Source organism: Streptomyces sp. TSRI0281, from assembly GCF_001905125.1.
Taxonomy (GTDB): domain Bacteria; phylum Actinomycetota; class Actinomycetes; order Streptomycetales; family Streptomycetaceae; genus Streptomyces.
Map to the genome: position 1 here is coordinate 213,195 of NZ_LWLE01000006.1, position 12,345 is coordinate 225,539.

At 66.3% G+C, this 12,345-nt stretch carries 10 protein-coding genes and 1 tRNA gene; 8 read left to right on the forward strand and 3 right to left on the reverse strand.

Annotation, left to right across the window (positions count from 1 at the left end; translation table 11 throughout):
• Positions 1-379: 379 nt before the first annotated feature.
• The 5 genes from A6A29_RS13685 (at position 380) to A6A29_RS13705 (ending at position 6,066) form a co-directional block, all read left to right on the forward strand.
• On the forward strand, positions 380-1,588 hold the full coding sequence (locus A6A29_RS13685; RefSeq protein WP_073720334.1) for a branched-chain amino acid ABC transporter substrate-binding protein: 1,209 nt from the start codon (positions 380-382) through the stop codon (positions 1,586-1,588).
• Between the two features lie 107 nt (positions 1,589-1,695).
• A complete protein-coding gene (locus A6A29_RS13690) occupies positions 1,696-2,625 on the forward strand; it encodes a branched-chain amino acid ABC transporter permease (protein WP_073720335.1) in 930 nt (309 codons plus the stop codon).
• A 5-nt stretch (positions 2,626-2,630) separates the two neighbouring features.
• The gene (locus A6A29_RS13695) at positions 2,631-4,421 is read left to right on the forward strand and encodes a branched-chain amino acid ABC transporter permease (RefSeq protein ID WP_073720336.1); all 1,791 of its coding nucleotides are present in this window, start codon (positions 2,631-2,633) and stop codon (positions 4,419-4,421) included.
• 5 nt (positions 4,422-4,426) lie between these two features.
• Positions 4,427-5,353 (forward strand): ABC transporter ATP-binding protein, encoded by a 927-nt coding sequence (locus A6A29_RS13700; RefSeq protein ID WP_073720359.1) that lies wholly within the window; start codon positions 4,427-4,429, stop codon positions 5,351-5,353.
• Complete coding sequence (locus A6A29_RS13705; RefSeq protein ID WP_073720337.1) at positions 5,350-6,066, forward strand: ABC transporter ATP-binding protein; 717 nt, start codon at positions 5,350-5,352, stop codon at positions 6,064-6,066. The genes A6A29_RS13700 and A6A29_RS13705 overlap by 4 nt, the downstream gene beginning before the upstream one ends.
• An 88-nt stretch (positions 6,067-6,154) precedes the next feature.
• Here the strand turns inward: A6A29_RS13705 and A6A29_RS13710 are convergent, their stop codons facing one another.
• Positions 6,155-6,811 carry an ANTAR domain-containing response regulator gene (locus A6A29_RS13710; protein ID WP_073720338.1) on the reverse strand — a complete coding sequence of 219 codons (657 nt, stop codon included), beginning with the start codon at positions 6,809-6,811 and terminating at the stop codon, positions 6,155-6,157.
• 94 nt (positions 6,812-6,905) lie between these two features.
• On the opposite strand from A6A29_RS13710, the gene A6A29_RS13715 reads away from it, so the two are divergent.
• Together A6A29_RS13715 and A6A29_RS13720 are read left to right on the forward strand one after the other, a co-directional pair.
• Positions 6,906-6,988 (forward strand) — tRNA-Leu (locus tag A6A29_RS13715).
• A gap of 85 nt (positions 6,989-7,073) precedes the next feature.
• Positions 7,074-7,862, forward strand: coding sequence for a helix-turn-helix domain-containing protein (locus A6A29_RS13720; protein WP_073720339.1), 789 nt, complete (start codon positions 7,074-7,076; stop codon positions 7,860-7,862).
• A gap of 6 nt (positions 7,863-7,868) precedes the next feature.
• On the opposite strand, the gene pyk is transcribed toward A6A29_RS13720, so the two are convergent.
• Together pyk and A6A29_RS13730 are read right to left on the reverse strand one after the other, a co-directional pair.
• Positions 7,869-9,302, reverse strand: a complete 1,434-nt coding sequence (gene pyk, locus A6A29_RS13725; RefSeq protein WP_073720340.1) for a pyruvate kinase — start codon at positions 9,300-9,302, stop codon at positions 7,869-7,871.
• A gap of 120 nt (positions 9,303-9,422) precedes the next feature.
• Complete coding sequence (locus A6A29_RS13730) at positions 9,423-10,136, reverse strand: SIMPL domain-containing protein (protein WP_073720341.1); 714 nt, start codon at positions 10,134-10,136, stop codon at positions 9,423-9,425.
• Between the two features lie 126 nt (positions 10,137-10,262).
• Between A6A29_RS13730 and A6A29_RS13735 the strand changes: the two genes are divergently transcribed.
• A complete protein-coding gene (locus tag A6A29_RS13735; protein ID WP_073720342.1) occupies positions 10,263-12,083 on the forward strand; it encodes a bifunctional metallophosphatase/5'-nucleotidase in 1,821 nt (606 codons plus the stop codon).
• Positions 12,084-12,345 lie beyond the last annotated feature (262 nt).

Below are 12,345 nucleotides of genomic sequence, written 5' to 3' on the forward strand. Positions count from 1 at the left end.
GGCCCGAAAGACACGGGGCCATCTCGCCACGCCCCCCTCCACCGCCACCCCCCGCGCCGTGCGACAGCACCATGATCGGCTCAAGCCCCTTAGCAGAGCTGCGCGTTCTCAGGATGCGGTCACTTCGCCGTTCAGTGAAAAAACGGCACATGTCAGCACAGCCACCTCAAGCCTTCCTCAAGGGCATAACAAGAGAGTCACATCCTGACTCGACCCATCCCGGACCCCCACACCTGCGCCTAGAGTCACCGCCAGTCACCGCGCCGCCGGGCGCGTCCGCTGCACGACTCTGTCCCACAGCACGCCCCGGCGATCGAGGACGGCACCTCAAGCAGAGGAGGCCGCGCCAGGGAAAGGACCTTTCGTGCGACACCGTTCTTTGCTCATACTCACTGCAGTGCTCACCACCGGAGCACTGACGCTCACCGCCTGCGGGTCGCGCGACGACGACAAGAAGAGCGGCGGCGACGGCGACACCCAGACCGTCGTCATCGGCGTCGACGCCCCCCTGACGGGCGACCTCTCCGCCCTCGGCCTCGGCATCAAGAACTCCGCCGACCTCGCCGTCAACACGGCGAACAAGGACAAGACGGTCCCCGGCATCAAGTTCGAGCTCCAGCCGCTCGACGACCAGGCCCAGCCCTCCGTCGGCCAGCAGAACGCCCAGAAGTTCATCGGCAACGAAGACCTCCTCGGCGTCGTCGGCCCGCTGAACTCCGGCGTCTCCCAGTCGATGCAGAAGCCCCTCAACGACGCCAAGCTCACCCAGGTCTCCCCGGCCAACACCGGCACCGAGCTGACCCAGGGCAACAACTGGAAGACCGGCGACAAGAAGCGCCCGTACGCCTCGTACTTCCGCACCGCCACCACCGACCAGATCCAGGGCGCCTTCGCGGCCAAGTACCTCTTCAACAACGCGAAGATCAAGGACGTCTACCTCATCGACGACCAGAAGCCCTACGGCGCCGGCCTCGCCGCCTCCTTCAAGACGACGTTCACCGAACTCGGCGGCAAGATCGTCGGCACCGACCACGTCAACCCCGACGACCGCGACTTCAACTCCATCGTCACCAAGGTCAAGAGCACCAAGGCCAAGGCCGTCTACTACGGCGGCGAGTACCCCGCCGGCGCACCCCTGAGCCAGCAGCTCAAGGACAGCGTCAAGATCCCGCTCATGGGCGGCGACGGCATGTACAGCGCCGACTTCATCAAGCTCAACAAGAAGGCCGAAGGCGACATCGCCACCTCCGTCGGCAAGCCCGTCGAAGAACTCGACTCCGCCAAGAAGTTCATCGCGGACTACAAGACGGCCGGCTACAAGGACGCCTACGAGGCCTACGGCGGCGGCACCTACGACGCCACCTGGTCCATCATCGAAGCCGTCAAGATCGTCGTCGCCGACAACGATGGCAAGCTCCCCGAGAACGCCCGCGAAAAGGTCCTCGCCGCCATGGCCAAGGTCAAGTTCGAAGGCGTCACCGGCCCCGTCTCCTTCGATGAGTACGGCGACACCACCAACACCATGATGACCGCCTACCAGGTCACCAGCGGCAAGTGGGCCTCCAAGCTCAGCGAGTCGGTCAACTAGCACCGACCAGGCCCCTCCCGGTCACCCGGAAGCAACCAGACCGCGCGGGAGCGCTACGAGCGCTCCCGCGCGGTGCCATATCCGAACCACTCCACGGAGGCCCTGCGGTGAACGAACTGCCGCAACAGCTGGCCAATGGACTCATCCTCGGCGCGATGTACGGTCTCATCGCGATCGGATACACGATGGTCTACGGAATCATCCAGCTCATCAACTTCGCACACGGCGAGATCTTCATGATCGGAGGCTTCGGAGCCCTCACGGTCTACCTCGGGCTTCCGTCCGGATTCTCCCTCATAGCTGCGATACCCCTCATGATCGTCGGCGGCATCATCGCCGCAGTCGCCATCAGCATGGCCGCCGAACGATTCGCCTACCGGCCACTGCGCACCGCGCCACGACTCGCCCCCCTCATCACCGCCATCGGACTCTCCCTCGCTCTCCAGCAGGCGGTCTGGATGTGGTACCCCGACGCCACCAAGGACCGGTCCTTCCCCCAGTTCAAGGGCGAAGCCTTCGAAGTCCTCGGCGCCAACATCCAGCGCGGCGACCTCTTCGTCCTCGTCGCAGCCCCCATCTGCATGCTCGCCCTCGGCCTCTTCGTCTCCAAGACCCGAGCCGGCCGCGGCATGCAAGCCACCTCGCAGGACCCCGACACCGCCAAGCTCATGGGCATCAACACCGACCGCATCATCGTCATGGCCTTCGCCATCGGTGCCGCGTTCGCCGCCGTCGCCGCCGTCGCCTACGGGCTCAAGAACGGCCAGATCGGCTTCCGCATGGGCTTCATCATGGGCCTCAAAGCCTTCACCGCAGCCGTACTCGGCGGCATCGGCAACATCTACGGCGCCATGCTCGGCGGCGTCGTACTCGGCGTCGCCGAAGCACTCGCCACCGGCTACATGAGCGAGGTGCCCGGCATGGAACTCTTCGGCGGCGGCGCCTGGAAGGACGTATGGGCCTTCGCCCTCCTCATCATCGTCCTCCTCGTCCGACCCCAGGGCCTACTCGGCGAACGCGTCGCGGATCGGGCGTGATACGGATGACCACCAAAACCACGCCCCACACCGGCGCCCTCCTCCCCCTGCCCGCCAACGCGGCCCGCGCCCTCACCACCCTCGGCGCAGCCGTCGCCCTCATCGGCACCTTCCTCGCCTGGACCTGGACCGACGAATTCCCCGGCGACCTCACCGTCACCGGCTACCCCGGCGGCCTCCAGGTCCTCACCCTCATCGGCGCGGCCCTCACCCTGCTCCTCGCCCTCTCCGGGTACGGCATCAAGGGCCTCGGCTGGCTCACCCCCGGCGGCACCAACAGCCCCGTCCGACTCGCCGCACTCGGCGTCCTCGGCACCACCGGCTACACCATCGGCGCCATCTCCTCCAAACTCGGCGGCGTCGTCAACCTCGAACCCGGAGCCTGGGTCAGCGGCATCGGCGCACTCATCGCCGTCATCGCCGCCCTCGGCCTCCCCGCCGACCAGGACATCACCGACACCACCACGCCCAACCCCTGGGAACGCTTCCGCAACAGCCTGCGCGCCCCCGCGCCCGCACGCGCCAAGGAACTCCCCTCCTGGGCCGAAATCCTGATCATCGCCGGATCCTTCGGCGTCGCCCTCTACGTCTTCACGTACGGCATCGACACCGAATACGCCGAACTCTTCATCGGCTTCCTGATCAGCGTCGGCTTCGGCTTCACCGCGCTCAACCGGGCCGGCCTCATCGCCCGGATCACCGCACTCACCACCAAGCACCGCAACGTCACCCTCGCCGCCGCACTCGTCGCCGCCTTCTGCTTCCCCTTCACCCAGCAGAACGAGGAATACGCCCTCATCGGCGCCAACATCCTCATCTTCGCGACCGTCGCACTCGGCCTCAACGTCGTCGTCGGCCTCGCCGGGCTCCTCGACCTCGGATACGTCGCCTTCCTCGGCGTCGGCGCCTACGCCGCCGCCCTCGTATCCGGCTCGCCGCTCTCCCCCATCGGCGTCCAGTTCCCCTTCTGGGCAGCCGTCCTCACCGGCGCCGCCGCATCACTCGTCTTCGGCGTCGTCATCGGCGCCCCCACCCTGCGGCTGCGCGGCGACTACCTCGCCATCGTCACCCTCGGCTTCGGTGAAATCTTCCGCCTCACCGTCAACGCCCTCAACGGCGTCAGCGGCCCGGACCTCACCAACGGCTCCCAGGGCATCCCGAGCATCCCCGACCTCAACCTCTTCGGGTTCGACTTCGGAATCAGCCACGACATCGGCGGCTTCACCCTCGGCAGGTCCGCCAACTACTACCTGCTGATGCTCGTCTTCACCGCCGTCGTCGTCATGGTCTTCCGCCGCTCCGGCGAATCCCGCATCGGCCGCGCCTGGGTCGCCATCCGCGAGGACGAAACCGCAGCCACCGCCATGGGCATCAACGCCTTCCGGCTCAAACTGCTCGCCTTCGCCCTCGGCGCCACCCTCGCCGGACTCGCCGGGACCGTCCAGGCACACGTCTCCTACACGGTGACGCCCGAGCAGTACCAGTTCGCCGGCTCGGCACCGCCCAACTCCGCCTTCCTCCTCGCCGCCGTCATCCTCGGCGGCATGGGAACCCTCAGCGGACCCCTCGTCGGCGCCGCGCTGCTCTACCTCATCCCGGCCAAGCTGCAGTTCATGCAGGACTACCAGCTGCTCCTCTTCGGCATCGCGCTCATCCTCCTGATGCGCTTCCGCCCCGAGGGCCTCGTCGCCGACCGCAGGAAGCAGCTCGAATTCCACGAGACCGGCCAGCTCGACGTACCACCCGACACACCACTCACCGACACAGCCGCCGGCACCACGAAGGCGGGGGCGTGACCATCATGACCACAACAGCCACCACCCAAACCGCCACCACCGTGCTCGACGCCAGCGGCGTCACCATGCGCTTCGGCGGCCTCACCGCCGTACGCAACGTCGACCTCACCGTCAACTCCGGCGAGATCGTCGGCCTCATCGGCCCCAACGGTGCCGGTAAGACCACCTTCTTCAACTGCCTCACCGGCCTCTACGTCCCCACCGAGGGCAAGGTCAGCTACAAAGGCACCGTCCTGCCGCCCAAGCCCCACCTCGTCACCCAGGCAGGCATCGCCCGCACCTTCCAGAACATCCGGCTCTTCGCCAACATGACCGTCCTGGAGAACGTCCTCGTCGGACGCCACACCAGGACCAAAGAGGGCCTCTGGTCCGCCCTCCTGCGCCTACCCGGCTACAAGAAGGCCGAGAACGCCAGCCGCGAACGCGCCATGGAACTCCTGGAGTTCATCGGACTCCAGGACAAGGCCGACCACCTCGCGCGCAATCTCCCCTACGGAGACCAGCGCAAGCTGGAGATCGCCCGCGCCCTCGCCAGCGACCCCGGCCTCCTGCTCCTGGACGAGCCCACCGCCGGGATGAACCCCCAGGAAACCCGCGTCACCGAAGACCTCATCTTCGCCATCCGGGACCAGGGCATCGCCATCCTCGTCATCGAGCACGACATGCGGTTCATCTTCAACCTCTGCGACCGCGTCGCCGTACTCGTCCAGGGCGAAAAGCTCGTCGAAGGCACCTCCGACGTCGTCCAGCGCGACGAACGCGTCGTCGCCGCCTACCTCGGTACCCCCTTCGAAGGCGCCCCCGGCGCCGAAGAAGTCGCCGAAGTCGAAGCAGCCGAGGCGGAAGCGCAAGCCGAAGCGGCCGGGACGGCCCCCGCCGCAACCGACACCACACCCGACACCCCTCGCACCGAGGAGGAGGACACCCGATGACCGCACTGCTAGAGGTCGAGGACCTCCGCGTCGCCTACGGCAAGATCGAAGCCGTCAAGGGCATCTCCTTCAGCGTCGATGCCGGCCAGGTCGTCACCCTCATCGGCACCAACGGCGCGGGCAAGACCACCACCCTGCGCACCCTCTCCGGACTGCTCAAGCCGCTCGGCGGCCGCATCCTCTTCGAGGGCAAACCCCTCACCAACATCCCCGCCCACAAGATCGTCTCCCTCGGCATCGCCCACTCCCCCGAGGGACGCCACATCTTCCCCCGGCTGACGATCACCGAGAACCTCCTCCTCGGCGCCTACCTCCGCAACGACAAGGCGGGCATCGAGAAGGACATCCACCGCGCCTACAGCCTCTTCCCCATCCTCGGGGAACGCCGAAAGCAGGCCGCGGGCACCCTCTCGGGCGGCGAACAGCAAATGCTCGCCATGGGACGCGCCCTCATGTCCCAGCCCAAACTGCTCATGCTCGACGAACCCTCCATGGGCCTCTCCCCGATCATGATGCAGAAGATCATGGAGACCATCGTCGAGCTGAAGGCGGCGGGCACCACGATCCTGCTCGTCGAACAGAACGCCCAGGCCGCCCTCTCCCTCGCGGACCAGGGACATGTCATGGAGGTCGGCAAGATCGTCCTCTCCGGCACCGGCCCGGACCTCCTGCACGACGAGTCGGTCCGCAAGGCCTACCTCGGCGAGGACTGACCCTCCCGTACCGGTACACACGAAGGAGGCCCGCACCCCGATCGATCCGGGGTGCGGGCCTCCTTCGTCCGTATCCGTACGGCGAAAGCTACTCGGCCGACTTCTTCTTCTCCTCGGCGTCCTCGATCAACGCCTCGGCCAGCTGCTGCATCGACAGCCGCCGGTCCATCGACGTCTTCTGGATCCACCGGAACGCGGCCGGCTCGGAGAGCCCGTAATCCGTCTGCAGAATGCTCTTCGCCCGGTCCACCAGCTTCCGGGTCTCCAACCGCTGCGCCAGGTCCGCGACCTCGCCCTCCAGCGCCTTCAGCTCCGCGAACCGCGACACCGCCATCTCGATGGCCGGCACCACGTCGCTCTTGCTGAACGGCTTCACCAGGTACGCCATCGCCCCGGCGTCCCGGGCCCGCTCCACGAGGTCGCGCTGCGAGAACGCGGTGAGCATCAGGACCGGCGCGATGGACTCCTCGGCGATCTTCTCGGCCGCGGAGATCCCGTCGAGCACCGGCATCTTCACATCGAGGATGACCAGGTCGGGCTTGTGCTCCCGGGCCAGCTCGACGGCCTGCTGACCGTCCCCGGCCTCACCGACGACGGAGTAGCCCTCCTCCTCCAGCATCTCCTTGAGGTCCAGACGGATCAAAGCCTCGTCCTCGGCGATGACGACACGGGTCGTCAGCGGCGGGACGTGCGACTTGTCGTCGTCGGCGGCGTCTACGGGCTGGGGCGACTCGGGGGTGGTCACGGGGCTCCTTGATTCAGGGCAGGTGCTGCTGCGATTCAGCCTACCTAGCAGCGGGGGCGACAGGTCACCCGGTACACTCCTCGGCAGCACCCTCGCCGGGTTGGTGGAAGGGTATACACGGATGTCTCAAACACATCTGCTCGAAAGAGCTTGCGGGTTCGAATCCCGCACTCGGCACGGATCAAGGAAGCGGATGTTCACGTTCTCGTGAACATCCGCTTTTCGCTACCTGCGGCAACATCGCCTCACGCAGAGTGGCGATGTGAACCTCCACGGCATAGAAGTGCGTCAGAAGGCGCTCGCCCTCCTCCGGTCCGGCTCGAAAGGCGCGGATGTGGCACGCGAGCTGAATGTGCCGCGCGGCACCGTCGCGTACTGGCTCCACATGGATCGCTCCGAGCGGGGCGAGTGCCCGGGCAGACACAATCCACCGTGTCATCGGTGTGACGGCATTCCCCTCGACACGACGGCCTACGCGTATCTGCTGGCCCTGTACCTGGGTGATGGCCACATAAGCCGGCCCTTCCAGCACCGAGTGCCGAATCTCATGATCACTCTCGATGATTCCTGGCCCGGCATTCAGAACGAGGCCGAGGCAGCGATGCGCAAGGTGTTCCCGGACAACGCGACATGCCGGGTGCGCAGAACGGGCTGCCACAACATCAAGGTCTACTCCAAGCACCTTCCCTGCCTGTTCCCTCAGCACGGCCCGGGGCGGAAACACGAGCGGCCCATCGTCCTCGAACCCTGGCAGCAAGACATCGTGAACGCGCACCGCTGGGACTTCGTCCGGGGTCTCATCCATTCCGACGGCTGCCGGAACATGAACTGGACGACCCGGGTGGTCGACGGCGTACGGAAGCGCTATGAGTATCCGCGCTACTACTTCACCAACGTCTCCGACGACATCCGGCAGCTCTACACCGACACCCTCGACAAGCTCGGCGTCGACTGGAAGCACTGCACGCGCGCCGGGAAGGCGTACAACATCTCCGTAGCCCGACGGGCATCCGTCGCCCTCATGGATGCTCACGTCGGGCCGAAATACTGAGCCGCCCTACTTCGGGCTGTCGTCCTCACCGATGTGGTGCACGCGGACCAGGTTCGTGGAGCCCGCGACTCCGGGCGGGGAGCCCGCCGTGATCACCACGACGTCACCCTTCTGGCAGCGGCCGATCCGCAGCAGTTCCTCGTCGACCTGGGCCACCATCGCGTCCGTGGACTCCACGTGCGGGCCGAGGAAGGTCTCGACGCCCCAGGTGAGGTTCAGCTGGGCGCGGGTGGCCTCGTCGGGGGTGAAGGCCAGGAGCGGGATGGGCGAGCGGTAGCGGGAGAGGCGCTTGACCGTGTCGCCGCTCTGGGTGAAGGCCACCAGGAACTTCGCGCCGAGGAAGTCACCCATCTCGGCCGCCGCGCGGGCGACGGCGCCGCCCTGGGTGCGGGGCTTGTTGCGGTCGGTGAGGGGCGGGAGGCCCTTGCCGAGGATGTCCTCCTCGGCCGCTTCGACGATGCGGGACATGGTGCGGACGGTCTCGACGGGGTACTTGCCGACGCTGGTCTCGCCGGAGAGCATCACCGCGTCGGTGCCGTCGATGATCGCGTTGGCGACGTCGGATGCCTCGGCGCGGGTGGGGCGGGAGTTTTCGATCATCGAGTCGAGCATCTGCGTGGCGACGATGACCGGCTTGGCGTTGCGCTTGGCGAGTTTGATGGCGCGCTTCTGGACGATCGGGACCTGCTCCAGGGGCATTTCGACGCCGAGGTCGCCGCGGGCGACCATGATGCCGTCGAAGGCGGCGACGATGTCGTCGATGTTCTCGACGGCCTGGGGCTTCTCGACCTTGGCGATGACCGGGAGCCGACGGCCTTCTTCTTCCATGATCCGGTGGACGTCGTCGATGTCGCGTCCGCTGCGGACGAAGGAGAGGGCGATGATGTCGGCGCCGATGTTCAGGGCCCAGCGGAGGTCTTCGATGTCTTTTTCGGAGAGTGCGGGTACGGAGACGGCGACGCCGGGGAGGTTGAGTCCCTTGTTGTCGGAGACCATGCCGCCTTCGATGACGGTGGTGTGGACGCGGGGGCCCTCGACCCGGGTGACTTCGAGGGTGACGCGGCCGTCGTCCACGAGGATGCGTTCGCCGGTGGTGACGTCGGCGGCGAGGCCGTCGTAGGTGGTGCCGCAGGTGTGGCGGTCGCCTTCGAGGGGTTCGACGGTGATGGTGAAGGTGTCGCCGCGTTCAAGGAGTACAGGTCCTTCGCGGAAGCGTCCGAGGCGAATCTTCGGGCCTTGAAGGTCGGCGAGGATGCCTACGCTGCGGCCGGTCTCTTCGGATGCTTTGCGTACACGGTGGTATCGCTCTTCGTGTTCGGCGTAGGTGCCGTGGCTGAGGTTGAAGCGGGCGATGTCCATTCCGGCTTCGACCAGGGCCTTGATCTGGTCGTATGTGTCGGTGGCGGGTCCCAGGGTACAAACGATTTTTGCTCGGCGCATGGTTTGAGCCTAGACCTTACCTACGGGTAGGTATTTGGCTCCGTATGACACCTCAACAACCTTTGGGTGAAGGGTTATTGACAAGTGTTGAATTGTGCGCCCGGGCGCTCCGATGAGCGTTCAGTGCAGTGGGGGTGGGTCGAGGGTGAAGGAGGCTTCGACCTGGGCGTCGACGTTCTGGCGTACGGGTTCGAGGTCGATGGGGGTGGCCTCGTCGGCCATTTCGGTGGATCCGGCGGCGCTGAAGGGGATGGCCCGGTGGGCGAAGTCGGCGCGGGCCGTGCGTCGGGTGTTTCCGGTGCCGGTGTCGGCCAGTTCGAGGAGGGCGCCGAGTCGGGTGTCGAGGGCTTCGGCGTATTCGCGGGCGCGCTGGAGGGCTTCGTGGACGGCTTGGCGGCGGGCGGCGGCGTGGACGGGTGAGTCGGGGCGCAGGCCCCACCAGGGTCCGTCGACGCGGGTGAGGTCCTGGTCGGCGAGGCGGGCGGTGAGTTCGCCGAGAGCGGTGAAGTCGGTGAGGGTGGCGGTGAGTTGGATGCGTCCGTGGTAGGCGCGGACGCGTTCGCCGCGGCCGTGGCGGGTGAGTTCGGGGCTGATGGTGAGGGTGCCGGTCTGGAGTGTGTCGACGGCGTCTCCGTAGCTCTTGATGAGGTCGATGGTGTGGGTGTTGCGGCGGGTGAGGTCGTCGAGGGTGGTGCGTCGGTCGGTGCCGCGGGCGCTGAGGGTGATGGTGACGTGGGCGGTCTCGGGGTCGACTTCGAGGTGGGCTTCGCCGCGGACGGTGAGGTGGGGGGTTTGGGGGGTGCCGTACGGGTGGTGGTGGGTGGTGTCGGTCATGCGTTCACTCTGGCACGGGGGATGTGTGCTCCGGTGGTCATCAGATCGAAACCTGCGCGGGGTGTTGCCGGGTGTGGTTGCTGGGCCAGAATCTACGCGCGTTGCCCAACTGAACGAGGAGTAAGAATGCCGTTGAACCGTAGGACGTTTCTGGGCCGTTCGGCAGCCGCCGGTGCGGGTGTGGCGATGGCCGGCGGGGCTGTCGTGGGGTCTGCCGGGGCTGCGGGGGCGGAGGGGCGGCACGGTCATGGCCATGGCCGTCCGGCGAAGCGGTATTCGTTCACGGTGATGGGCACGACGGATCTGCACGGCAATGTTTTCAACTGGGACTACTTCACGGACAAGGAGTTCGACGACGCGGCGCACAACGATGTGGGCCTGGCGAAGATCTCCACGCTCGTGGATCAGGTGCGGAAGGAGAAGGGCCGCCGCAATACGCTGCTGATCGATGCGGGTGACACGATCCAGGGCACCCAGTTGTCGTACTACTACGCGAAGATCGATCCGATCACGGCGAGGCGTGGCCCGGTCCATCCGATGGCGCAGGCGATGAACGCGATCGGGTACGACGCGGCCGCGCTGGGGAATCACGAGTTCAATTACGGTATTCCGGTGCTGCGGAAGTTCGAGGAGCAGTGTGATTTCCCGCTGCTCGGTGCGAATGCGCTGGATGCGAAGACGTTGCGGCCGGCGTTCGCCCCGTATGTGATCAAGCGGCTGCGTACTCCGCACGGTCGTGATGTGCGGGTGGCGGTGCTGGGGTTGACGAATCCTGGGATCGCGATCTGGGACAAGGCGAATGTGGGCGGGAAGATGGTGTTCCCGGGTCTTGAGGAGCAGGCGGCGAAGTGGGTGCCGAAGCTGCGGTCGATGGGCGCGGATGTGGTGATCGTGTCGGCGCATTCAGGTTCGTCGGGTACGTCGTCGTACGGTGATCAGTTGCCGTATGTGGAGAATGCGGCGGGTCTGGTGGCGGAGCAGGTGCCGGGAATCGATGCGATTCTGGTGGGGCATGCCCATCTGGAGATTCCTGAGCATTTCGTGACGAACAAGGCGACGGGTAAGCAGGTTGTTCTGTCGGAGCCGGCGAAGTGGGGGCAGCGGCTGACGCTGTTCGACTTCGATCTGGTGTGGAAGAAGGGGCGCTGGACGGTCGAGAGGGCCGGGGCGCAGGTGCTGAACTCGAATGCGGTGGCGGAGGACCGGAAGGTGACGTCGCTGTTGCGGGACGAGCACCGGAAGGTGGTGGCCTATGTGAATCAGGTCATCGGTACGTCGGTGGTGGCGATGTCGACGGCGGCGGCGCCGTGGAAGGACGAGCCGATCATCGATCTGATCAATCAGGTTCAGGCGGAGACGGTGAAGGCGGCTCTGGCGGGTGGCGAGTACGCGGCGCTGCCGGTGTTGTCGCAGGCGTCGTGCTTCTCGCGGACGGCGGCGATTCCGGCGGGTGAGGTGACGATTCGGGATGCGGCCGGTCTGTATCCGTTCGAGAACACGCTTGAGGCGCGGTTGTTGACGGGTGCGCAGCTCAAGGATTATCTGGAGTATTCGGCGAAGTATTACGTGCGGACGGCGGCCGGCGCTCCGGTGGATACGTCGAAGCTGACGAACGCGGACAACACTCCGGATTACAATTATGATGCGGTGTCGGGTGTGACGTACGACGTCGATATCGCGAAGCCGGTGGGTTCGCGGATCGTGGGGCTTTCCTTTGAGGGGAAGGCCATCGATCCGGCGGCGCAGTTTGTGTTTGCGGTGAATAACTACCGGGCGAGCGGTGGGGGTAACTTCCCGCATGTGCCGGGTGCGAAGCAGCTGTGGGCGAATTCGGATGAGATCCGGAACACGATCATCGGCTGGGTTCAGGCGAAGGGGTCGGTGGATCCGGCGGCGTTCGCTTCGGTGGGATGGCGTTTGACGCGGGATGGTGTGCCGGTGTTCTAGTTCGGGTGGGCTTGTGGTGTGGGGCGACCGTCTCCGGTGGGTTTTCGGGGGCGGCCGCCCTTTTTTATGGGCTGGGTGCGCTGGGGGTATGGGGTTCGCCGGGGGTCCTGGGGGTGGGTCAGTTGCTTTGGGTGAGGGGGATGAGGGCGGGGCCCTGTGCGGTGATTAGGGGGGTGGGTTGGGGGGTGAGGCCGAAGGTGGTGAAGGCGGTGCGTTGTGGGAGGGGGTAGGGCTCGGCGCCGGTGAGGCTGTTGAGGATGGT